This window comes from Pseudovibrio sp. Ad13 (assembly GCF_001623225.1).
Lineage (GTDB): Bacteria > Pseudomonadota > Alphaproteobacteria > Rhizobiales > Stappiaceae > Pseudovibrio.
Window position 1 is genome coordinate 221,040 of the sequence record NZ_LMCC01000034.1, and the last position, 21,970, is coordinate 243,009.

The window sequence follows — 21,970 nt, forward strand, 5'->3', positions numbered from 1 at the left end:
TGTAGATCAACGAGAAATCAGGCAGATACCTGCTCTCCAATCGCCTCAATGAGAAGAGCTTTTGCAGCTTCCAGCGTAAACTCGACCGGGTTGCCGCCAGCACTTGGATCCTTCACCGCTTCTTCTGCAAGCACGTCAATCTTGTCAGTGCCTACACCAAGTTCGGCAAGGGTATTCGGAACACCCATGTCTGAGCGCATCTTCATAATGAAGTCGAAGAAACCGTCGAAACCACCGGGAATATCAAGGTAAGCAGCGAGCTTCTCAATACGCTCTTCAATCGCACCGCGGTTGAACTTCAGCACAGTTGGCATGATCACAGCATTGGTCAGACCGTGGTGCGTGTTGTAAACCGCACCTACCGGATGTGCCAGCGCGTGAATACCGCCAAGGCCTTTCTGGAAAGCCACTGCACCCATAGCTGCTGCACTCATCATGTGGCCGCGAGCTTCGATATCATTTGGATTTTCAAAGACTTTCGGCAGGTTCTCCTTCACAAGGCGCATGCCTTCCAGCGCGATGCCCTGAGACATTGGGTGGTAGTGAGGAGAGCTGTAGGCTTCGAGACAGTGCACGAATGCATCGATGCCGGTACCAACTGTGATCATCGTCGGCATGCCAACAGTCAGCTCAGGATCGCAGATCACAACGCTTGGAAGTATCTTCGGATGGAAGATGATCTTCTTTACGTGGCTCTCAGAATTGGTGATAACGCTTGCACGGCCAACTTCGGATCCGGTGCCAGCAGTTGTTGGAACCGCGATGTTTGGATAAATCGCATCCGCATCAGCCCGCGTCCACCAATCGCCAATGTCTTCAAAGTCCCAGACTGGACGGGTTTGACCTGCCATGAACGCAATCAGCTTGCCAAGGTCAAGGCCTGAGCCCCCGCCAAATGCGATAACACCGTCATGACCACCAGCGTTGAAGGCTGCAACGCCCGCTTCCAGATTGATCTCGGTTGGGTTTGGATCAACCTCAAAGAACATGGCACGGCCAAGACCAGCCTCTTCCATCACATCCAAAGTGCCGGCAGTGACAGGCAGATTTGCAAGGCCTTTGTCAGTGACAAGCAGCGGCTTTTTTATACCAGCAGCAGCACAAGCATCGGCCAGTTCCTTAATGCGCCCGGCACCAAAGCGGATGGCGGTCGGGTAGCTCCAGTTTGCTGTCAGAGTCATTTTTCTTATGCCTTTTTAAGATGATACGATTTTGGACGCGTCAGGTTCTGGTAGCCGATCTCAGACAGAGCGCCGCCGCGGCCCGTGTCTTTGCAGCCTGTCCAGCATAGGGCGGGGTCCAGATAGTCAGCGCGGTTCATGAACACGGTACCGGTCTCGATCTGAGCGCCGAGCTTTGCTGCCCGTGCAGGGTCCTGTGTCCAGAGAGACGCCGTCAGGCCGTAGTGGCTGTCGTTCATCAAGCGGATTGCTTCTTCGTCGCTCTCCACTTTCATGATGCCGACCACAGGACCGAAGCTCTCTTCGCGCATAACTTCCATATCGTGGTTTACATCCACGAGGATTTGAGGTGCGAGGTAAGCGCCACCATCATCTTCCGGGAAGAGGCCCGCGTCGATCATAGGCTTTGCGCCCTGCTCAACAGCATCTGCCACCTGTTTGCGCACCAGATCTGCAAAACGAACGTTCGCCATCGGGCCGATGGTGGTTGTCTCATCCAGCGGATTGCCGAGTTTATAACCGGAAACGATCTCGACAGCCTTCTTTACAAAGGCATCGTACTTGGAAGAATGGACATAGATGCGCTCGATACCACAACAGCACTGGCCGGAGTTGAACATAGCACCATCAATGAGTGTTTCAGCCGCAGCCTCAACATCCGCATCATCCATCACGTAGCCCGGATCTTTACCACCCAGCTCAAGGCCAAGGCCCGTGAAGGTGCCCGCTGCTGCGATCTCCATCGCACGACCGCCACCAACAGAGCCTGTAAAGTTGACGAAACCGAAATTGCGGCCTGCGATCAGGTGGGAGGTGGTGTCATGATCCAGGAAGAGGTTCTGGAATACCTCTGCCGGAACACCTGCCTCTGCAAAGGCACTTGCCATACGCTCACCAACCAGAAGCGTCTGGGTGGCATGCTTCAGGATCACCGCGTTGCCAGCAATCAGGGCCGGAGCGACGGTGTTGACCGCAGTCATGTATGGATAGTTCCATGGTGCGATCACGAGGATGACGCCGTGCGGCTCCTTCTCGATGCGGCGCTCGAAGTTGTCACTCTCTTCGGCAATGATCGGCTTAAGGCTTTCTTCCGCGATCTTTGCCATGTGAGAGGCACGTTCGTTAAAGCCGCCAAACTCACCGCCATAACGGACCGGGCGGCCCATCATCTTAGCAAGTTCAGGAACGATTTCGTCGTTCTGTTCACCAATCTTTGCGACGCCAGCCATCACCAGTTTGATGCGCTCTTTGAGTGGACGAGCAGCCCACTCTTTCTGCGCGCTCTTGGCACTGGCAATGACGGCTTCTGCTTCTTTCTGGCTTGCCACCGGACGTTCTGCAAATACAGAACCATCAACCGGCGAAATACATTTTAGTGTTTTTGTCATGGTCAACTCATCATTCACAGCGTGGGCTGGTTTTATCAGGCCCGTTCAAACCCGCGCGCAACTTCCCAGTCGGTTACACGGCGGTCATATTCATCCTGCTCGATCTTGGCGGCATGTGCGTAGTGATCAATCACATCGCCCCCAAATGCAGCACGAAGCATCTCGGAAGACTTCATTTCGGTAGCTGCGTCGCGCAAAGTTGTCGGAATTTCGCGAGCACCCTCACCTCCGTAAGCATCGCCTCTGAACTCTGGCTCCAGCTCAAGTTTGTTTTCGATGCCATCAATACCAGCAGCGAGCAGCGCGGCCATTGCCAGATATGGGTTCAGGTCTGCACCGCCAACACGGCACTCAACACGCACAGCCTTGGTACCATCGCCACATACGCGATAGCCAGCGGTACGGTTGTCCATACTCCAGATTGCTTTGGTCGGCGCAAAGGTACCAGCGGCAAAGCGCTTGTAGGAGTTGATGTTTGGCGCAAGGAAATAGGTGATCGAACTTGCGTGCTTCAGCAAACCAGCGAGGTAATGGCGCATCATCTTGGACATGCCGTACTCGCCGGATGGATCGTAAAACAGAGACTCGCCATCCTTGCCCCAAAGAGACTGGTGCACGTGGGAGGAACTGCCGGAAGCATCATAATGCCACTTGGCCATAAAGCTGATGCTCTGGCCGTTCTGCCATGCGATCTCTTTACAGCCGTTTTTGATAATGGAATGGCGGTCTGCCATATTCAGTGCATCAGAATAACGGACGTTGATCTCTTCCTGACCAGCATCAGCTTCGCCTTTGGAGCACTCAACCGGAATATCGGCGCCGTTAAGGCCGTTACGAATGGCACGCATCACGTTCTCTTCCTTGGTGGTCTGGAAGATGTGATAGTCCTCATTGTAGGCGGAGACTGGCGAAATATTGCGGTAACCCTTGGCGTGAGCTTCTTCAAAACTCTCTTTGAACAGGAAGAACTCCAGCTCGGTCGCCATGTTAGCGGTCATGCCCATGCCTTCGAGGCGGTCGACCTGGCTTTTCAAAATGGCGCGCGGAGAATGTGGAACTTCTTTATGGGTGTGGTGGTCCAGCACATCGCACAGTACCAGTGCGGTGCCTTCCAGCCACGGAATAACGCGCAAGGTGGCAAGGTCCGGCTTCATGACGTAGTCGCCATAACCCGCTTCCCAACTTGTTGCTTTGTAGCCATCCGGAGTGGCCATCTCCATGTCGGTTGCAAGCAGGTAGTTACAGCTGTGGGTCTCTTCCCAGGCGCTGTTCACGAAGAACTGAGCCTGAAAGCGCTTGCCCATCAAGCGGCCCTGCATGTCCACTTGTGCGGCAATAACGGTGTCTATCTCACCGGTGTCGACCAGCTCGCGTAACTCGTCGAGGGTCAGTTTTCCGGTTCTACGTGTCTTTTTGGTTTCTTCTCGCAACATACCTGTTCCCCGAGGACCCTGTTAAAGCGGCGGATGCCTGTGCCTCTCCTGCATGGCATCACCGACACTGCTTCGTTACTGTGTGGTGTGGCCAGCCCGAAAACCGGGCTGACCAATCTTGGAAAAACAGTTTAGCCGTAGCGATAAGGACGACCAGCTTTTGCCATTGCTGCGTTGTATTCCTTCAGGATTTTAACAACGCGGGCGTTACGCTCGGATTTGGCTGCAATTTCATCCCAGAACTTGAGAGCTTCGTCTTCAACAGTTGCCCACTCTTCATCAGGAATGGAGGTCAGCTCCATCTTCTCGCCTTGTGTGCGCAGCTTGGCTTCGCCTGCCCAGTACCAGTGCTGGCGGTAGTAGTGAGAACTATCCATGCACAGGTTAAAGAGGGTCTTCAGGTGATCTGGCAGTTCATTCCAGCGCTCTTCGTTGGCAAAGTAAGAACCAGCCCACGCACCGGAGATGTTGTTGGTGAGGAAGTAGTTGGTCACGTCAGCCCAACCTACAGTGTAATCCTCAGTGATACCGGACCACGCAATCCCGTCCAGTTCGCCAGTCTGCATTGCAACTTCAATGTCTTCCCATGGCAGGGTGACCGGAACAACGCCGAAGCGTGTCAGGAATTTGCCAGCGGTTGGGAAGGTGAAGACGCGCTTGCCTTTCAGATCAGCAAGGCTGCGGATCGGGTCTTTTGTCGCAAAGTGACAAGGATCCCATGCACCAGCGGAAAGCCACTTAACGCCTTCAACTTCGTCATAAGCTTCTTCCCAAATCTCTTTCAGACCCCAGTGGTTAAACAGAGCTGGAACATCAAGGCTGTAACGGGAAGCGAATGGGAAATAGCCACCGAAAACAGATACATCTACTGGTGCTGCAATGGAGTCATCATCTGACTGAACAGCATCAATGGTGCCGCGCTGCATGGCACGGAACAGTTCACCAGTTGGTACCAGCTGGTCTGCGTAGTATAGCTCGATCTCCATCTCACCATTTGCTGCCTTGTTGAAGGCGTCAATGGATGGCTTGATAACATGTTGAGCAAGTGCTGCACCAGCATATGTCTGAAGGCGCCATTTGATAGGACGACCTGCAGCATGAACAGCCGGGGCTGCAAGGGTAGATGCACCAGCAGCGGCGACGGTTGTTAAACCAGCTTTCTTAAGAAAATCACGTCTATTCGTCATACTCAATTCCCCTTGGAATATGAATTTCTGGATCCCTCAGAACCGGTGGACTTTTTATAGCGAGGGGTGTGATTTTTATCTGTCTCCATCCGGAATTCGCTAATTACTTCAATGGGTACGTTTGTGATGCCTTGTCATGTCACCTCGCGTAGTAAAGGTTGGGCAGCCAAAGCGCGATTTGCGGGAAGACCGTGACCAGAGCCAATCCAAACACCATGATTGCCACGAATGGAATGATGGATTTGTAGATGTCTGTCAGCGAAATCTCCGGCGGCGCCATGGCACGCATCAGGAACAGGTTGTAGCCAAATGGCGGTGTCATATAGGCGATCTGACAAGTGATGGTGTACAGCACGCCGTACCAGACCAGATCAAACCCAAGCACTTTGACCAATGGCACGTAAAGCGGAGCCACAATCACGAGCATCGCGGTGTCATCCAGGAACATGCCCATGACGATGTAGGAGAGCTGCATCAGCAGAAGGATTTCCCACGGGCCAAGACCAAGGTCGCCCACGAAGAAGCCTTCAATCGCACGCACAGCGCCCAATCCGTCAAACACAGCACCAAACGCAAGAGCTGCAAGAATGATCCACATGAACATACAGCTGATCTGAAGCGTCTTTTCAGTGGTGATGTGCAGCAAGCGGAAGGTGAGACGCCGTTTGAATGCAGCGGCCAGTGTCGCAGCTGTTGCTCCAACAGCGGAACTTTCCACGAGGCTGGTCACACCCATCAGGAACAGACCAGTCATCGCAAAGAAGATGAACAGCGGGATCACACCAGCTTGTAACAAGCGGATTTTCTCAGACCATGTGATCTCTTTGCGCTCTTCTTCAGAAAGGGTTGGACCCAATTCCGGCTGAAGGCGGCAACGCACCACAATGTAAAGAATGAACAGTCCTGCCAGTAACAAACCCGGAATAGCGCCTGCGAGCCAAAGTTTGCCAACTGGTTGACGGGCAATCATGCCGTAAAGAACCAGAACAACGCTTGGCGGTACGAGAATGCCCAGTGAGGAACCAGCCTGAATAACGCCAGTCACCATAACCTTGTCATAGCCTCGACGCAGCAACTCAGGCAGAGCGATGGTTGCGCCGATGGCCATACCGGCCACAGACAGACCGTTCATGGCTGAAATCATCACCATGAGGCCGACTGTGCCGATGGCCAATCCACCATGAAGGCCACCTGTCCAGACATGGAACATCTTATAAAGATCTTCGGCAATGCCTGATTCAGAGAGCATATAGCCCATGAAAATGAACAGTGGCAGCGTGAGGAGCGGGTACCACTTCATCAGCTTCATGCTGGCGGAGAAGGCAATTTCGGAGCCACCATCACCCCACAGCAGAAGGGCGGCGATAACAGCAACGGAACCAATTGCAGCAAAAACACGTTGCCCGGTCAGGAGCATCAGCATCATGCTGGAGAACATCAAAATTGCGATCAGTTCATAACTCATGGCGCAGGCCTCCCAAGGGCTGCGGCCAAGTCTTTAAAGAACGTCGCGATTGCCTGAAGCAGCATCAAGAATATTCCAAAACACATAATGGCTTTGATTGGCGCCATAGGTGGTGCCCAAGCCGAGTAGCTTTCCTCACCGTATTTGACTGCGTATTCCAACGAGGAAAGACCGCCGTAAAGGAGGAAGATGAGGTACAAAATCAGAAGCAGGATGGTCATGACATCCATGGTGGCTTTACGCCGTGGAGACCAGCTTCCATAAAACAAGTCCATGCGCACGTGAGACTGTGTCTGCATGGAATAGGCGCCACCCAGAAGGTAGTAGGCTGCCATGGTGAACTGGGCTGTTTCCAGCGTCCAGAGCGGCGGTGCGAAAAAAGTCTTCGCGATGGAGGAGTACAACAGCACCCCCAGCATCACGAAAATGAGGTACATGGCAAAGCGGCCAACATATTTGTTGATCCAGTCCACATACCTGACGAAAACAACTATTCCCCTTGGCATTAATCTGCTGCCCTTGCTTTTGTTGTTGCTCCCTGCCCGCTCACAGTTATTTCAGCGCTAAACTGTGGCAGGACTTGCAGAATTGCCTCTCCTAACAAGTCTGCAATTTTCTTCTGGTCTGCTCGCTTTGCGATTAAGTCGTTGCGCACTTCAATCATAACGTTTAGCAGGCCGCGGGATTGTGCCTGATCAACGAGGGTATGCGTAACCCCGTCTTCCGGCCCATATGGTTCGTTTCTTTGGATGACGTAGAGATCCGATGGGCACAGTGCTTCCAGCAGTGCATCGGCAAAGCGGGTATCGCTGTCATGCAGCACACCTACCTCGACGGCTCTTTTCTTGCCGTTGTAAACTGGTGTGAACGAGTGGATCGTGACCATCACCGGAAGCTGACCCGCCGTATATTTGGCGTGGATCACCTGTTTTACTTCAGACTGGAAGGGGCGATAAAATTTGTTGGCCCGGTCTTGCCGCTGTTCATCATTCAACGAAACATTGCCCGGCACCTCGTAGATCTCGCTTTTTTCCGGCATGGCACTGGGTGCTTCCGGTGGGCGGTTACAATCATAAACGAGGCGCGAAATTCGTTGAGCGACCAAAGGTGCGTTCAGCTTGGTGGAGAGAAGTTTGGCAATCGCCAAAGCTCCTGGATCCCAAGCTGCATGGCTGCTTGCAGCTTCTTCACTTAGACCGAGGCCATTTAGGTATGCAGGAATAAACTTGGATGCATGTTCGCAGATCAACACAACTGGAGCCGTTCCTCCTGTATTGATCGTTTCAACAGTGTCGTTGCCAACAGATTCTATCTGGTCAGTTTTGACTTCAGACAAGAACAGTCCCCCCGAATGCATCTTGTTTTTCCTTGTACTTTCAGTCTTTTTATTCGTAAAAGAGTTTCTGAAAGAAACGTTTCCAAGGAGACTAATCTGAAAGGAACGTTTCACAAAGCCTAAAAACTAGGCAAATATACATACATCAGGTAGGTGAGAGACGTGCGAGACCCAAATGAACAGACCGTCGCAGAAAAATTACGCGGACATTTTAATGGGTTAACTCGTGCAGAGCGTCAGCTGGCCGTCTCCTTGCTTGCAAATTATCCAGTCAGCGGATTAGGCAGCGTTTCAGAGCTTGCAAAGTCGGCAAATGTCTCTGGTCCAACGGTCGTCAGAATGGCGCAAAAGATTGGTTTTGCTGGGTTTACGGAGTTGCAATCAGCCTTGAAGTTGGAAGTGGAAGAAACAATTTCCAACCCGATTTCCAAACAAGAGCGCTGGACCCGAAATGCACCTGATGCACATATTCTGAACAGGTTTGCTGACGCGGTCATCGACAATCTGAAACAAACCTTACAGCAACTCGATACGCAGGATTTCGATCAGGCTGTGGGTTTGTTGACGGAGCGCGAGCGGGCTGTCCACATTGTTGGTGGTCGTATTACACGTGCTTTATCGGACTATTTCTTTACGCATTTGCAGGTGATCCGTGATGATGTAATTGCCATCGCCTCCAACTCCAACACGTGGCCGCACTATCTCCTGAACATGAAACCGGGTGATGTTGTGGTGGTGTTCGATATCCGTCGATACGAACACGACATTCTGCGCTTTGTCGATCTGGCGCGCGAACGCGGGGCGGTTGTGATCGTGTTTACTGATCAGTGGACTTCACCAGCAGCTGTTAATGCGGAGTATGTTTTCAACGCTCGCATTGAAGCACCATCGGCCTGGGACAGCAGCGTTGTCATCATGTTTATTCTGGAAGCCATGATTGAAGCCATGACCACCTCCACGTGGAAGGTGACCAAGGAGCGGATGAACACGCTGGAGAACCTGTTTGACAAGACCAAGATGTTCAGCAAGTCCAGTTAGTTGGTCTGCTGTCCCGTTGCACGCGCTGGCAACAGAGCAGGTGCGAAGAATGTCAGGTACTTGAAACTGACATAGAGAACGACGGCTGTTGCCACATAAAGTTCAATGTGCGCCAAGGCTCTGATCTGCGCGACAAGATTGGCATTCGCACCCAGACTTTCCATCCATGATACCGTTTTAAAGAGCGCTGTTGCGCCAATTACGAGCGGAAATGTGAAGGCGGAAAAGCCTGGAGAAAATGGCAGGCGGAACAAGCGCAGGAATGAGATATAAATCAGCGCTGTCATCGCGACGGCAATTCCGCCAAGCACGGCGACCATGATTGGAGATGGATTACTCGTCAAAGTGAGATAACCAGCAAGCGAAAGACTGGCAGGTGCAGCGAGGATTGCGATGGTGGGTTTAGCTGCATCCGGCACCTCGGCGTGAAAAATCAAACGATACAGCATCATTGGTAACATCAGCGCATAGGCGACCAAACCAAACCAGAGCAAGGCATTTGCAAAGCCTTCAAACACACCGCCGGGAAAAGCAACGGCTGCCACGATGATTCCAACTGGTGGCACAAACCAGCTTGGGACCATGTGCTGTAGATTGAAGCCTTTTGCGCGATGGTAAATGAACACAGATAAGAACGTGAGATGCAGGCCAATGCCTAACAGCCAGAGCACCTGCCCGATGGCGAAATTGTATTGCGCGATTGCGTAGGATACGATCATCAGCGCCATTGCGGTTGTCGGGAGCACACTGCCAACAACTGGATGCCTCAGGTCTTCAAAAACTGCGGTGTGCGCAAAAAAGATTTTTCCAAGCAGTAGCACGAGCAAAACGCTCGAAATCAATGCGCCCGTGAGTTGCAGTGCCCCTCCAAAATTGCCTACATTTTCCATCGACCAGCCGAGACTTGCTATCCCTAGCGCGAGACCACCGAGAGGGGCCGGAACGTGAGCCAGTTTGTTTCGAAGAGTATTCATCGGAAATGCCAATAACCTGAGGGTGAGAAGATAAAGTATGCAACTCCAGTTCCTAGCTGATTTGATATGTCCTGAAAATCTGAATATATTGAATAGGTGGTTCAGTAAAATTGAACCTCATACAATACTGTCCCACAGATTGGCCCTGAAAAGAAATGAATGTAACGTTTCGTCAGCTTAAAGTGTTTGTTTCGATTACGCAGGAAGGCTCGATCACAGCTGCGGCAGAAAAACTGTTTCTCACCAAATCAGCCGTTTCGATGGCTCTTGCTGAGTTGGAACGCCAGCTGGGATGGAAGATGTTTGATCGTGCCAACAAGCAACTCATCTTAAACGAGCAAGGCCGCCGTTTACTCCCTCTGGCGGATGAACTGCTGGATAGATCTGAAGCGATCACGCAGCTTTTTGAAGGCGATGATGCAACCAACGGTAACTTGCGGATTGGGTCCAGCTACACAATTGGCAATCATTTGCTGCCTACCTTGCTTGGGGATTTTCGCGAAAACACGGGGTATCTACACCAGTCCATGAGTCTCTCTAACTCCACAAAAACCTGCAGAATGCTGCTGGATTTTGAGTTGGATCTAGGTTTCATTGAGGCAAAGGTCAGTGACAAACGTCTCAAGGTTGAGCCGTGGATGACGGACGAAATGGTCGTGGTCTGCGCGCCATCTCAGTGTCCCGCTTCCGATAAGCCGCTTGAGTTAGATGCGCTCGAGGGCAAGAGCTGGGTTTTGCGGGAACCGGGATCTGGCACACGAGAATATTTTCTGACGGAAGTTGCCGCGGACCTGGAGGAGTGGACAGAAGCGTTCGAGCTCAACAGCACCACGGCTATCGTCAACTCAGTCATCGCAGGGCTCGGTCTGACTGTGCTTTCTCGCCGCTCTGTCAATGCTGCTGTTCAAGAGGGTCGCCTATCGATCGTTCCCTTGAAGCACAAGATGATCAGGCAATTCTCGCTGGTCTATAACACGGAGAAATACCAGAGCCCCGTCTTCAAATCCTTTCGGGAGTTCGCCCACAACTGGACTTTGGGTCGGGAGTAACGGGCAACTTGCGCAATATTAGTTTTATGAAAATGCAAATAATCAGCGTTTGAATGTATTTCAAATATTGTACTCACTCCTGTGGTTTAATGGCCGTTCTTTCTAATAAAAACATTATATTACAACGGTGTATCCAAGACACACCTAGTTGATCTTGTAGCTGAAACTGACTTAGTCTGAGCATGAAATAGGCGATTTATAGGAAAATGCATATATCCGGCTTGATTGCTGTTTAGATTCTTTCTAGCATTCCCCTTGGTTAGGGGAGGCGCCAGTGTGTATTCAGATACCTTCAACTCAATCCTGCCGATATGAGCTGGATGAATGGAACACACGGCTGACCGAAATCTGCGGTCACTTCGTCACAAACACAGAAGCTGGAAGTGTTATGGGAAATGCCTCCATACTCCAGCTTGGCGATGTTGATTGCGCCCGCGTCACTCACAATGCAAGAGAGATCACCCGTGGACCTGCTGATATCAGCAAGGATGGCGAGGCCTATTATTTTCTGATTCTGCAGCTTCAGGGAGAAGCGGAGCTGGAACAGAATGGACAAACCGCGCTGCTTTCCAAGCCCGGAGACATGACGTTGATCGATTCCGTCAAATCCTCCATTTTCCGGGCTAACCGCACTTTGGGGTCTGACCAGATATCCATTCATATCCCGCGCCATCTGCTGCATCGGCATTTCAATTCTGCTTATGCCTGTGGTCGCAAGGTCTCCGCGTTTTCCGGGGCTGGCCAGCTGATCAACGCCCACCTAAATCTGCTGCTTGAAGCGCAGCCGGGAAGCCAGAAACAACATTTGCTCTCAGGCGCCTTCAATGATGTGGTGAGCGCGACCTTTCTTGAAGAAGACACCAGTGCTTTGCAGAAAGGATATGACAAGCTGCAGTTCCTGTTATCTCTTATTCACGACAATGCGTTGGAAGAGAGCTTCAATATCGATGAGCTTTCAAAGCTTTCCAGCATGTCGCGCAGTAGCATTTATCGTCTTTTCAGAGAGCACGGATTGAGCTGTAACGAGCAGATCGCCAAGGTGCGTGTCGGGCGGTTCAAACGCGAATTATCACGCCGTCTGCAATCCCGGCAGGCCTTCAGAATCTCTCAGCTGGCGTTTGAATTTGGCTTTCGTGATCTGTCGACCTTTAATCGGGCATTTCGGGCACAGGTGGGCATGTCTCCGCGAACCTTTGCGGAGCAGATCCGGCAGAGCGAGTCGGCTGTGAACCGATATGCCTAGTAAATTGCACAGGATGCGCAGACACAGCGATCCGGGCTCGCCTAAGCTTTGATTGGACGGATTTAGGGGGAGAAGACACAGGTGGGTTCATCTCCCCTTCCGATGGGAGGGAACCAATGACTTTAAAGATGCTGGGGGGGCTTGTGGCCGCCTCAATGCTCACGTCTGCCGCGTATGCTGCAGACCCTCATCCACTCGATGGCCTGACGGGAGACGAACTTAATGCGGTTCGTGCAACCCTGATTGAAGCCAATGCTGCCAGTGATAAAACCCTTTATCCGCTGATTGAGCTGTTGGAACCGCACAAGAAAGCGGTCATGAGCAATGCGACAGATGGGAGCCTTGATCGCAGAGCGACGGTTCATTTTCAGGAAGATGGCAAATTTCACCAAGCGGTGGTGAACATCACCAAAGGTACTGTCGAAAGCAGGTCAGACCTTGAAGGTCAGCCCATGATCATGCTGGCGGACTTTTTGTCGGCTATGGAGATCGCGCTGGGAGATGAGCGTATGGTTGCCGGGCTCGCCAAGCGCGGCCTGACGCCAGATGACGTTTATTGCCTTCCGCTGACTGCCGGTAACTTCTTTACTGACGCAGAAAAAGGCAAACGCCTGATGAAGGTGCCTTGCTATGTGAACCCGACAAGCTCCAACTTCTATGCCAAACCGGTTGAGGGGCTGGTGGCTGTGGTGGAGCTTTCAGAGCGTAAAGTTCTGGAAGTTATCGATGAAGGCGCTGTCCCTCTTCCAGAAGATGACTGGGGCTACAACGAGGATGAAGTCGCCAAACGTACGGCATTGAGAGCCAAAACCAATCCGGCACGCCTGCGTCAGGAGGGTGGTCCAAACTTTACCATTGATGGCAGTGAGATAACCTGGGACATCTGGAAGATGCGGTATCGCGTCGACAAGCGTCCTGGTCTTGTTCTGTCGCAGGTCAAAGCCAATGATGGTGCGAACTGGCGTTCAGTGCTCTATCAAGCCTCTCTGTCCGAAGTGTTCGTGCCGTATATGGACCCCTCCGCTGGCTGGTATTGGCGGACCTATATGGACAGTGGCGAATACGGGTTTGGCCTCTTCCTGACACCTCTGCGCAAGAATGTGGACTGTCCGGATTACGCAACTTTCCTTCCGGCATTAATCCATGATGATATGGGCCAGCCACTGGAGATTCCCGACGCGATTTGCATCTTCGAGCGAGATATCGGAAACCCTGCATGGCGCCACTTTGAAGTCTTCGCTCAGTCAGAAACGGAGTTTGTGCCTGCAGAAGGTCGACCAGAAACAGAACTGGTCATTCGGACCGCCTCTGAGGTTGGCAACTACGACTACCTGATCGACTATCGCTTCAAGCAGGATGGCACGATTTACCTGAAGGTTGGCGCATCTGGTCTGGATGCCGTGAAGGGCGTTGCGTCCAAGTCCTTACAGGATCCAACCGCTGCCGAAGACACGAAATATGGCTCGCTCATTGCACCGCATCTGGTTGCTCCATTCCACGATCACTACTTCAACTTCCGCCTGGACTTTGACGTAGATGGGCCGGACAACACCATGATGGTGCAGGAAATCGTTGGTGGTGAACCTCCGGTCAATGTGCCACGCCGCTCACTCTGGACGGTTAAGAACACACCGGTCAAAAGCGAGATGGAAGGTCGCTTTCGCCTCAGCTCCATGAAGCCGAAAGCCTTTATGGTGATGAACGGAAATGTGGACGGCTACCTTGGCCACAAACCAGCATACATGCTCCACCACGGTAGCGTGTCCTATGCCCCATTTGACTTTGAAAACGATGCTCCATTCGTGCGTAACCGCTACATCGAGTATAGCGTCTGGAATACTGCTTATGATCCAAATGAGCGTTATGCAGGTGGCGCGCTTGCCATGGGGTCTGATGGGTCTGATGGTCTGGCGGAATGGGTCAAGCAGGACCGCCAACTCATGAACAAAGATGTGGTCACGTGGTTCACCGCTGGCTTCCACCATGTACCACGTTTGGAAGATTGGCCAGTCATGTCAACAGAATGGAAGACCATCCATATTCAGCCGATGAACTTCTTCCCTCGCAACCCGGCTCTCACAATCCGGCTACCTGACGAGTCCAGCTAAAGCTAAGTCCTTGGTTAGAGCATCTGCTTTTGGGTGCTCTAACCGAACTTACTTCAGGTTCTTCAATGCATACCCTTCTCCCGGAACAGGTTTCACATGCCCACCCTTGGGGGGTATATCTATTGTCACTTCGAGCTTTTCCATGAAGGCTTGCATCCACGTCCAAAGGCCATGCCATTCCACGCCGTAGACGATGTTTCCGTCGACCACGACGCCTTCATACCCCAGCTTCTCATAGGTGTTGCCAGCCATCTGAACCTCTGTCTGGCACACAAAGTTTCCCGTCATGGTTTTGCCCTTCAATAGGCCCGTGGCAAGCAGGATCTGCACCCCTCGGCAAATGGAAGCGATCGGTTTGTTTTCCTTGATGAAATGAGATGTTACATCACGGACAATCGGATACGTGCGTAAGTATTCGCAAGAGCGACCTCCGGGAAGTACAAGGGCGATGTAATCGGCAGGGTTCAGATGCTCAAGAGATACGTTGATGTTGATCCGGTGTCCTTCCCATTCGGTGACTGTTTGATAGTCCTTATTGATATCGTGAATGGATGAGGCGACCGTTTCACCCTCCCGTTTTTTAGGACAGGCAACATGAACTTCATAACCGATGGCTTTCAGCAGCATGAACGGAACAATGACTTCATAATCCTCACCAAAGTCACCGGTAATCAGTAGAATCTTGAGCTTCATAAGGACATCCTTCCAAAATAATTGGTGTGAAAGATGCCATGGTGCGCTGAGCAAACTGTTGGGTGATCAACTCAGTTTTGATCCGTGATTAAGTCAGATTGTGCCGAGTTGCTCGTTGATTGGTGGATGGAAGACAAACCGAATACTGAGACCTTTACCAGAAGCTGGAGAGGATAAAACGAGTTCGGCATGGTGCAGATCGGCAATGGCTTTCACCAAAGCAAGCCCTAACCCTGCACCTGGTGTACTCCTGCTCTGCTCCATTCGATACATAGGCTCGACAACGCGTGGATAGTACGCCTCGGGTATACCCGGCCCATTGTCCCGCAGACCAATCGTGTTTCCTGAAACGAACAGTATAACTTCCGCCTCTTCGGATGTGTGGCGTAAGGCATTTTCAATGAGATTAGCAAGTGCCTGAACAAGAAGCACCTGATCGCCGGATATGCTTCCAGCTTCTTCAATTTCAACGGAAAAAGAACGGCCAGTTTCTTCAACCACAGCTTGATAGATTTCAGCAACATTATGGATCAGGTCAGCCAGTTGGATGTGTTGGAACTGTTTTTTTCTTTCGCCAGACTGAACACGCGAAATTCGCAGCAGGGCGTCAAATACCTCAAGCAGATCATCTGTTTTTTTAAGTGCTCCGGCAACGCCTTCTGCATCGCTGACACCTTTTTGATTTTGCTCCTGTGTCTGTTCCAGTTGAGCTCTGAGACGAGTGAGAGGAGTCTTCAAATCGTGTGCGATATTGACTGACAAGTCGCGAACTTGCTGAAGTGTGGTTGAAAGTCGCTGTGTGGTTTCATCCAGTTTAACGGAAAGAATATCCAGATCGTCTCTGCAGCTTGAAGGTGCAATGCGGGTCGTCAAATCGCCTGCTGCGATCTGATCCAAAGCACGCGTTATTTTGGAGAGCCTCCGCTGTGAGCGCCAGCCAAACCAGAGACCACCGCTCAGCGTAATGAACATCATGACACCACCACTGAACAGGAATGCATAGGGCAATGTATTCAGAAGCTGGTTACGGGCGCGAAGACTGGAACCGATAGCTAACCTGCCTCCCGGAATAGTGCCAATATATACACGCCAACTGGTCTCAGTTTCTGCGTGTTCTTCCGTTTCCTCCTCGTCCTCCTCGTGAAAGTAATAGGGAGCGAGGTTTATAAAGCCTGTCTTTCCATAAACGTCTGGGATTGGGTACCCATATATCTTACCAGAATCTGATTTGAAGCTGACAAACTCATCAACGCTGAAGTGCTCACTCTCAGATTGATAGGATCCTGCAATAGATTGGTAGGAAACACCTTTAGCGAGATCAGCTTTGATCTGATTGAACTTTGTAAGAAGGTCGTTGTCGATGGTTTGGTTGAGGTTGGCGCGAATAGAAACATCTGCCAGAAAGCCTGTTGCAACCAAGACTCCCAAAAATACCAGTGTGAGCGCAAATGCCTGACGCAGCGCGGACATCTGCCAGAGATGTTTCAAAGAGCTAGTCATCAAGAATATACCCTGCTCCGCGGATTGTTCGAATGAGCTCAATATCAAACGGCTTTTCGATTTTGGCGCGCAGCCGACTGATGTGAGTCTCCACAACACTGCTGGTCGGGTCGAAGTTCATGTCCCAGACCTTCTCCAGCAACATGTTCTTGGTCAGAACACGGCCTTTATTGCGAATGAAGGTTTCAAACAGACGAAATTCTTTGGCATTGAGCGGAACAGGTTGACCAGCCCGCGTACATTGTTGTTTGAGCAAGTTAAGCTGAAATTTTTCGACCTCCAGACAACTAATCGTTTCAGATGAGTTGGTGCTTGGCCGCCGACCGAGGGCAGACACGCGGGCCAACAACTCAGAAAAAGCAAAGGGCTTGGGCAGATAATCATCTCCGCCAGCATCCAGCCCTTCAACGCGATCTTCGACCGAACCTAGCGCTGTCAGAAACAGGACGGGAACTGCATTTTTGGTTGAGCGCAATGCTTTCAGAACCGAGAGGCCATCAAGGCCTGGTGTCATTCGATCCAGAACAATGACGTCGTAGTCCCGTGTTGTTGCATTCAGGAATGCATCGTGCCCGTCTTTGACCCAATCGATGACATGGCCGGCTTTGGAAAGACCATCCTCAACCCATGTTCCGATTTCAACGTCGTCTTCAAGCAAAAGAATGCGCATAAGATACTCTGGCTATAGCTCTGAGATGTGTTTGCACCAACGGTTTGGTTCGGTCAAGCAAGCGCACCAACGCTCAGGAACGTTGATGCGCCCTTCCTCAGGTAATGTTGGGGACTACCCGCGGGAAGTCTCAGCTGTGAGAGCGGCTGGAGCGTTCGTGTTCATGTTCGCGCTGCACTTTATCATCGTGATCGTCACAGTCATTGTGATCGCGATCATCGTCGTAGCCTTTGTCTCCGTCGTGTACATCATGTTCTTCACGATCGTCATGACGATCTTTGTCATGGTTGTTGTCGTGTTCTGAGCTCTCATCGTAATCTTTGCAGGCCTCTGCTTTTTCGGTTTGGTGTTCTTCCCGAACAGAGCCTGCATCGGCAACAATAAATGGTGTTTTGATCTGGAGGCCTTCTTCCAGATTGGAGGAACCAGCGGCAGCAACAAAACCGGTTGAAGCAACGGTCAAAAGAATTGAACTCATCAAAATACTAATTGTCTTCATAATGTATCTCCTTGGGGGCGTTATTGCCGGGACACCCAAGGAGTACTCATTCAGTTTTTCAGATGCCGGACATGAACTTTACAAGTTTGTAAACTTACGCGAATTCGTCAAACTCAAATCAATAGAAGCTTTGAGCTTAGTGAACGGGAGAAAAGCGTATCAACCTTGCTCAACATCGTGCGGCCTCAACTCCGTGATTGCATGCTAGCTTTTCCGCTGAGTTCCTGAAGGAAGCTGACTTTCAGCTCTAAAAGAGTTTGCAAACCAGCGTGTGGAGAGCGTTTATGGACGACCCTCAGAAACGGAGAGAGGATGCTGCTCCTGCTCTGCAGGATGATCGTTTGATCATTCTCAATGAGGCGTTGTGTTGTTTCGCACGCAACGGTTATTTCAACACCACATTCAAAGAGATTGCCAAGGAAACCGGGCTTTCACAGCAAACTATCGGATCCATTTTCGCCAGTAAGGATGAGATTCTGGCGGAATATCTGCAAATGTGTGACGATGAGATCGTTCAGCAAATTAAAGAAGAAACTGCATCAGATACGGATGTTCTGGAACGGATTCAGTCCATTTGTGTCACCACCCTCATCTATCTTGGGACACATTCTGAGCTGACTGCGATTTGGGTGGAGTTTTACAAACATCATGTGGCGCGTGTGGTTTTAAAGAAGTTCTTTGGTCTGCTTCGCACGCGTATTAGTGAGCAGATTATTGAAGGAATGGAAAATGGCGTTATCCGGCAGGCAAATGCAACGCATATCGTTGAAGCCATTGTCGAGTTGTTTGAAGGGACTCTGATCCTCAGCCGTTTGGAAGGCACCAACAACGAAGTGGAGCGACGCTTCCTTGCCTCCTGGGAGGTGATGGTGGAAGGGCTCGTACAGAAATAGCAGGGTTTGGTAAGAGCCCGTAAAAACCACGGGCTCTTTGTGTTTTATTGAGCTGCAACCACAGTAAACTCAACCAGAACATCTGGACGAGCCATGCGTGCTTCAACGCAGGCACGTGCTGGCTTTTCACCCTCTGCAACCCAGGCATCCCACACGGCGTTCATCGCAGCGAAGTCTTTCATATCGCGCACATAGATGGTGGTGGACAGGATCTTGTTGCGGTCGCTGCCAGCTTGTTCCAGCAGGGCGTCAACTTTGGCCAGACAGCGTTTTGTCTGTTCGGTGATGTCCCAGCTTGGATCATCAGCAGCCGTCTGTCCGCACAGATAAATTGTGCCGTTGTGCTTCACGATCTTACTCATGCGGTGGTTGGAATCCACGCGTTCAATTGTCATGGTTTACTTTCCTGTTGTCTTGGAAATCTTGGGAGCTAAAGAACCTTGCGTTCAAAGCGGTCGATGCGGAACGGGTTCAGGTCAAAACTGGTTTTTCCTGTGGTGATCAGCTGCGCGAGTACATCACCAACGACTGGTCCGAGCTGGAACCCATGGGCCGAAAAGCCGAAGGCATGGTAGGCATTGCGCGCATTCACCCCTGCCCCAATCACCGGCAGGTTGTCGGGCATGTAGGCTTCCAGTCCAGCCCACATCCGGTTGATGACGGCTGTCTTCATGATTGGGAAAAAGGTCTTGGTTGTCTCCGCAGCAAGGGCCAGCTTTTTGTAGTCCAGCGTTGTCCGATTATTATCACGATCCGCAAAACCTTTGGCGCCACCACCGATGAGCACAGTGCCATTTTCGAACTGCTTGAACGACAGCTGACGAGAGATGGCGCCTACGACCGGACCAGCAAAATGCGGCATTCGGGCGGTGATCATCAACATAGGCGCGCTGTAAGAGAGCGGGGTGTTGTCGCCCATCATCATGGCAGTTTTGTCCGCCCATGCTCCAGAGCAGTTGATCACAGTGCCTGTGTCATAGCTGGCTTTGTCGGTTCGCACCTGCCAAGCATCACCAATCTGGCGCAGGTTTACGAGTGCTTCACCTTCGTGAAATGTTGCACCAAATAGTTCAGCTGCTCGGCGAAAGGCACTGGTTGCTTTGTAGGGGATTGCATAGCCGTCTTGTTCAGACACCACGCCGCCCACGCAGTTATGCGCCACATGAGGCAATCGCTCGCGCAGTTCCTGCTGGTCGATCTGTATTTCGTGATCGTAACCCAATCCGGCGAGCTTAGTGATCCGGGTCTTGATCGTGCTCATGTCTGTGTCATCAATGGCAATGTTGATCAGGCTACGCCTGCGAAAACCAGTATCGCCCTCAAGTTCATCATCCAGTGTTTGCCAGCGGGACATGGCTTCTTTGGAGAGCGGCACCTCAGCAAAATCTCGGCCTAACAACCGCACACCACCTGCGTTGACACCGGAGGCATGACGGCCAACATATTCCTTTTCCAGCACCAGCGTCTTCATACCAGCCTTGGACAGATAGCAAGCCGTTGCGCTGCCGTGAATGCCACCGCCAATGATGATTGCATCAAAATTCATGCGGACACCTCAGCCGGTTTTTTTGCTGGTTTGATGTTTTGAAACTGACTTAACTCATCAACACTAAGCAACCTTTGTGGAGAGCGCAGGCGATAATAGCCGATGTCGGAAACAGGCTTGTTCTGCCAGACAGCAAGTAACTCACTGACGGTATGCCCGCATTGGCGGCCCTGACACGGGCCCATTCCACAGCGGGTCAATGCTTTAAGCGCATTCGGGTTTTTCGCACCTTGCTCAAATCCAGCACGCAGCTGACCCATTGTTTGCTCTTCACAGCGGCATACCAGCGTGTTGGACGCAGCAGGGATGCGATGCTCTGGTGTTGGTGCATAATACGCATCAAGAAAACTGCGGAAGGCTTTGAAGGACTTCATGGCTCTCAGATGATCAGAACTTTGTTGCTGCAGACTTGCCTCGCTGAGTTTGCCAAGTTTGCTCATGGCCTTAAGTGCTGCAAGGCGTCCGGCATGTCGCGCAGCTTCCGCCCCCTGAATACCAGCTGCATCACCGACCACTGCAATGTGTGGGATCGAGCTTTGGCCCCAGTCGTCCAGTGTCGGTGTCCAGCACAGTTGTTGCTCTGCCCAATGATGTTCCATACCAAGTGCGCGGGTCATGTTGAGGTTGGGTATGACGCCCTGATGCAGGAAGATATGATCTGCGTTGACGGAGTGGGTTCGTCCATCCTGTTCAAACTGAAGGCCAACGGCCTTGCTTTCTCCAAGCACGCTCAGGTTTGAGGCATGGCGGAAGACAGGAACACCTGCACGGCGAATTTCATTGAGGAGCATCAGACCTTTGATAAGGTAGGCTGGTTTGCGGAGCGCACCACCAATGTACTGCATCGCACGGCCAACACCGCCAGCTGGCGTTGTGTCCACTACAGCGTTGACGGTTACACCAAGCCGCAGATACTGAGCTATGATCAGGTAAAGCAAGGGTCCGGTGCCAGCAAAGATAGCACCGTCTTTGACGATGCCGTCAGACTTGAGCATCACCTGTGCGCTGCCTGCTGTCATCACACCTGGCAAATGCCAGCCTTCAATAGGGAACGGGCGTTCCATGGCGCCCGGACTGATGATGAGTTCATGTGCAACAAGACGGCGGGTCTGATGGTCTTGGGAGTACAGGACTTCGCCGTTTTCTCCGATATGCCAGACATCCGCATTTTGGTGGCGGTCAATGTCTGCCTCCATAAAGGCTTCAACCAGCTCCGCGCCCTCGGTGTATTCACTCCCGAGAACGGACGGGTCCAACAAGGGGCTCTGCGTCACGTCCCGATAGATCTGCCCACCGGGAGTTGCCTTGCGATCAAGCACCGCGACCGAGGCTCCCTGTTGTGCTGCCTCTAGTGCGGCGGACATGCCGGCCGGGCCTGCACCGATGATTGCGATATCGAAAATGTCACTCATGATCAGCACTCTCTTTTTGATGAAGTGCAGCAATGGATTGTTCGGTCAGGTCTTGGCTACAGACGTGCATGCCCTCTTCTACCGTCGTTAGGCAGGCCTGCTGGTTAGGCACGCCATTGACCTCAACGAGACACTCGAAGCACACGCCCATGGCGCAATAGGCGGAGCGTTGTTGGCCCGAGACTGAAGCAAGGCGGGTTTGTGTTTCACCGTGCAACGCCATGGCTGCCCAAAGGCTGGAGCCTTCAGCAACCTGAACCATCTGCCCGTTAATGTTGATGGAGACGCTTTGGGTCTCGGGTTTGCGCAGTGAGCGGAACATTGGACCTGACCTTTAGTGGCAAGCTTTAAAACA

21 protein-coding genes are annotated in these 21,970 nt (G+C 51.8%); 5 read left to right on the forward strand and 16 right to left on the reverse strand.

Features of this window, described 5'->3' with window-relative positions; all coding sequences use genetic code 11:
• Positions 1-17 precede the first annotated feature (17 nt).
• From PsAD13_RS26315 to PsAD13_RS26345, 7 genes are all read right to left on the reverse strand, one after another.
• Positions 18-1,181, reverse strand: coding sequence for an iron-containing alcohol dehydrogenase (locus tag PsAD13_RS26315; RefSeq protein WP_063319984.1), 1,164 nt, complete (start codon positions 1,179-1,181; stop codon positions 18-20).
• A gap of 5 nt (positions 1,182-1,186) precedes the next feature.
• On the reverse strand, positions 1,187-2,569 hold the full coding sequence (locus tag PsAD13_RS26320; RefSeq protein WP_063320081.1) for an aldehyde dehydrogenase family protein: 1,383 nt from the start codon (positions 2,567-2,569) through the stop codon (positions 1,187-1,189).
• A gap of 35 nt (positions 2,570-2,604) precedes the next feature.
• Complete coding sequence (locus tag PsAD13_RS26325) at positions 2,605-4,002, reverse strand: glutamine synthetase family protein (protein ID WP_063306922.1); 1,398 nt, start codon at positions 4,000-4,002, stop codon at positions 2,605-2,607.
• A 131-nt stretch (positions 4,003-4,133) separates the two neighbouring features.
• A complete protein-coding gene (locus PsAD13_RS26330; RefSeq protein WP_057461334.1) occupies positions 4,134-5,189 on the reverse strand; it encodes a TRAP transporter substrate-binding protein in 1,056 nt (351 codons plus the stop codon).
• Positions 5,190-5,328: 139 nt separating this feature from the next.
• Positions 5,329-6,654, reverse strand: coding sequence for a TRAP transporter large permease subunit (locus tag PsAD13_RS26335; RefSeq protein WP_063287599.1), 1,326 nt, complete (start codon positions 6,652-6,654; stop codon positions 5,329-5,331).
• Positions 6,651-7,160 carry a TRAP transporter small permease subunit gene (locus tag PsAD13_RS26340; RefSeq protein ID WP_063287600.1) on the reverse strand — a complete coding sequence of 170 codons (510 nt, stop codon included), beginning with the start codon at positions 7,158-7,160 and terminating at the stop codon, positions 6,651-6,653. Before PsAD13_RS26340 ends, PsAD13_RS26335 begins: the two co-directional genes overlap by 4 nt.
• The gene (locus PsAD13_RS26345) at positions 7,160-7,990 is read right to left on the reverse strand and encodes an N-formylglutamate amidohydrolase (RefSeq protein ID WP_063320082.1); all 831 of its coding nucleotides are present in this window, start codon (positions 7,988-7,990) and stop codon (positions 7,160-7,162) included. Before PsAD13_RS26345 ends, PsAD13_RS26340 begins: the two co-directional genes overlap by 1 nt.
• Positions 7,991-8,152: 162 nt before the next feature.
• On the opposite strand from PsAD13_RS26345, the gene PsAD13_RS26350 reads away from it, so the two are divergent.
• Complete coding sequence (locus PsAD13_RS26350) at positions 8,153-9,028, forward strand: MurR/RpiR family transcriptional regulator (protein ID WP_063287601.1); 876 nt, start codon at positions 8,153-8,155, stop codon at positions 9,026-9,028.
• Here the strand turns inward: PsAD13_RS26350 and PsAD13_RS26355 are convergent.
• Positions 9,025-10,002, reverse strand: coding sequence for a TDT family transporter (locus PsAD13_RS26355; RefSeq protein WP_063319985.1), 978 nt, complete (start codon positions 10,000-10,002; stop codon positions 9,025-9,027). The two genes, PsAD13_RS26350 and PsAD13_RS26355, sit on opposite strands and share 4 nt — an antisense overlap.
• Positions 10,003-10,157: 155 nt before the next feature.
• On the opposite strand from PsAD13_RS26355, the gene PsAD13_RS26360 reads away from it, so the two are divergent.
• From PsAD13_RS26360 to PsAD13_RS26370, 3 genes are all read left to right on the forward strand, one after another.
• Positions 10,158-11,051, forward strand: a complete 894-nt coding sequence (locus tag PsAD13_RS26360) for a LysR substrate-binding domain-containing protein (RefSeq protein ID WP_063319986.1) — start codon at positions 10,158-10,160, stop codon at positions 11,049-11,051.
• 274 nt (positions 11,052-11,325) lie between these two features.
• On the forward strand, positions 11,326-12,294 hold the full coding sequence (locus tag PsAD13_RS26365) for a helix-turn-helix domain-containing protein (RefSeq protein WP_063319987.1): 969 nt from the start codon (positions 11,326-11,328) through the stop codon (positions 12,292-12,294).
• Between the two features lie 116 nt (positions 12,295-12,410).
• Positions 12,411-14,402, forward strand: a complete 1,992-nt coding sequence (locus PsAD13_RS26370) for a tyramine oxidase (protein WP_063319988.1) — start codon at positions 12,411-12,413, stop codon at positions 14,400-14,402.
• A 48-nt stretch (positions 14,403-14,450) separates the two neighbouring features.
• On the opposite strand, the gene PsAD13_RS26375 is transcribed toward PsAD13_RS26370, so the two are convergent.
• The 4 genes from PsAD13_RS26375 to PsAD13_RS26390 all read right to left on the reverse strand — a co-directional run bounded on the left by PsAD13_RS26375 (position 14,451) and on the right by PsAD13_RS26390 (position 17,764).
• Positions 14,451-15,095, reverse strand: coding sequence for a DJ-1/PfpI family protein (locus tag PsAD13_RS26375; protein ID WP_063319989.1), 645 nt, complete (start codon positions 15,093-15,095; stop codon positions 14,451-14,453).
• A gap of 93 nt (positions 15,096-15,188) precedes the next feature.
• Positions 15,189-16,595 (reverse strand): HAMP domain-containing sensor histidine kinase, encoded by a 1,407-nt coding sequence (locus tag PsAD13_RS26380; RefSeq protein WP_063319990.1) that lies wholly within the window; start codon positions 16,593-16,595, stop codon positions 15,189-15,191.
• On the reverse strand, positions 16,588-17,265 hold the full coding sequence (locus PsAD13_RS26385; protein WP_063287608.1) for a response regulator transcription factor: 678 nt from the start codon (positions 17,263-17,265) through the stop codon (positions 16,588-16,590). Before PsAD13_RS26385 ends, PsAD13_RS26380 begins: the two co-directional genes overlap by 8 nt.
• Positions 17,266-17,395: 130 nt before the next feature.
• Complete coding sequence (locus PsAD13_RS26390; protein WP_063319991.1) at positions 17,396-17,764, reverse strand: hypothetical protein; 369 nt, start codon at positions 17,762-17,764, stop codon at positions 17,396-17,398.
• A gap of 284 nt (positions 17,765-18,048) precedes the next feature.
• On the opposite strand from PsAD13_RS26390, the gene PsAD13_RS26395 reads away from it, so the two are divergent.
• A complete protein-coding gene (locus PsAD13_RS26395) occupies positions 18,049-18,657 on the forward strand; it encodes a TetR/AcrR family transcriptional regulator (protein ID WP_063293444.1) in 609 nt (202 codons plus the stop codon).
• A 44-nt stretch (positions 18,658-18,701) separates the two neighbouring features.
• On the opposite strand, the gene PsAD13_RS26400 is transcribed toward PsAD13_RS26395, so the two are convergent.
• From PsAD13_RS26400 to PsAD13_RS26415, 4 genes are read right to left on the reverse strand one after another with little or no spacing between them, the layout of a single operon-like run.
• Positions 18,702-19,052 carry a RidA family protein gene (locus PsAD13_RS26400; protein WP_063293445.1) on the reverse strand — a complete coding sequence of 117 codons (351 nt, stop codon included), beginning with the start codon at positions 19,050-19,052 and terminating at the stop codon, positions 18,702-18,704.
• Positions 19,053-19,087: 35 nt separating this feature from the next.
• Positions 19,088-20,203, reverse strand: coding sequence for an FAD-binding oxidoreductase (locus PsAD13_RS26405; RefSeq protein WP_063293446.1), 1,116 nt, complete (start codon positions 20,201-20,203; stop codon positions 19,088-19,090).
• Positions 20,200-21,615, reverse strand: a complete 1,416-nt coding sequence (locus PsAD13_RS28550; protein WP_063319992.1) for an NAD(P)/FAD-dependent oxidoreductase — start codon at positions 21,613-21,615, stop codon at positions 20,200-20,202. The genes PsAD13_RS26405 and PsAD13_RS28550 overlap by 4 nt, the downstream gene beginning before the upstream one ends.
• Positions 21,608-21,937 (reverse strand): (2Fe-2S)-binding protein, encoded by a 330-nt coding sequence (locus tag PsAD13_RS26415; RefSeq protein ID WP_063298897.1) that lies wholly within the window; start codon positions 21,935-21,937, stop codon positions 21,608-21,610. Before PsAD13_RS26415 ends, PsAD13_RS28550 begins: the two co-directional genes overlap by 8 nt.
• Positions 21,938-21,970: the final 33 nt, after the last annotated feature.

What these genes read in the sequence shown, in the direction of transcription:
- PsAD13_RS26315 (WP_063319984.1), bottom strand. Translation starts at nt 1,181, where the DNA reads ATGACTCTGACAGCAAACTGGAGCTACCCGACCGCCATCCGCTTTGGT.
- PsAD13_RS26320 (WP_063320081.1), bottom strand. Translation starts at nt 2,569, where the DNA reads ATGACAAAAACACTAAAATGTATTTCGCCGGTTGATGGTTCTGTATTT.
- PsAD13_RS26325 (WP_063306922.1), bottom strand. Translation starts at nt 4,002, where the DNA reads ATGTTGCGAGAAGAAACCAAAAAGACACGTAGAACCGGAAAACTGACC.
- PsAD13_RS26330 (WP_057461334.1), bottom strand. Translation starts at nt 5,189, where the DNA reads ATGACGAATAGACGTGATTTTCTTAAGAAAGCTGGTTTAACAACCGTC.
- PsAD13_RS26335 (WP_063287599.1), bottom strand. Translation starts at nt 6,654, where the DNA reads ATGAGTTATGAACTGATCGCAATTTTGATGTTCTCCAGCATGATGCTG.
- PsAD13_RS26340 (WP_063287600.1), bottom strand. Translation starts at nt 7,160, where the DNA reads ATGCCAAGGGGAATAGTTGTTTTCGTCAGGTATGTGGACTGGATCAAC.
- PsAD13_RS26355 (WP_063319985.1), bottom strand. Translation starts at nt 10,002, where the DNA reads ATGAATACTCTTCGAAACAAACTGGCTCACGTTCCGGCCCCTCTCGGT.
- PsAD13_RS26360 (WP_063319986.1), top strand. Translation starts at nt 10,158, where the DNA reads ATGAATGTAACGTTTCGTCAGCTTAAAGTGTTTGTTTCGATTACGCAG.
- PsAD13_RS26370 (WP_063319988.1), top strand. Translation starts at nt 12,411, where the DNA reads ATGACTTTAAAGATGCTGGGGGGGCTTGTGGCCGCCTCAATGCTCACG.
- PsAD13_RS26375 (WP_063319989.1), bottom strand. Translation starts at nt 15,095, where the DNA reads ATGAAGCTCAAGATTCTACTGATTACCGGTGACTTTGGTGAGGATTAT.
- PsAD13_RS26380 (WP_063319990.1), bottom strand. Translation starts at nt 16,595, where the DNA reads ATGACTAGCTCTTTGAAACATCTCTGGCAGATGTCCGCGCTGCGTCAG.
- PsAD13_RS26385 (WP_063287608.1), bottom strand. Translation starts at nt 17,265, where the DNA reads ATGCGCATTCTTTTGCTTGAAGACGACGTTGAAATCGGAACATGGGTT.
- PsAD13_RS26390 (WP_063319991.1), bottom strand. Translation starts at nt 17,764, where the DNA reads ATGAAGACAATTAGTATTTTGATGAGTTCAATTCTTTTGACCGTTGCT.
- PsAD13_RS26395 (WP_063293444.1), top strand. Translation starts at nt 18,049, where the DNA reads ATGGACGACCCTCAGAAACGGAGAGAGGATGCTGCTCCTGCTCTGCAG.
- PsAD13_RS26400 (WP_063293445.1), bottom strand. Translation starts at nt 19,052, where the DNA reads ATGACAATTGAACGCGTGGATTCCAACCACCGCATGAGTAAGATCGTG.
- PsAD13_RS26405 (WP_063293446.1), bottom strand. Translation starts at nt 20,203, where the DNA reads ATGAATTTTGATGCAATCATCATTGGCGGTGGCATTCACGGCAGCGCA.
- PsAD13_RS28550 (WP_063319992.1), bottom strand. Translation starts at nt 21,615, where the DNA reads ATGAGTGACATTTTCGATATCGCAATCATCGGTGCAGGCCCGGCCGGC.
- PsAD13_RS26415 (WP_063298897.1), bottom strand. Translation starts at nt 21,937, where the DNA reads ATGTTCCGCTCACTGCGCAAACCCGAGACCCAAAGCGTCTCCATCAAC.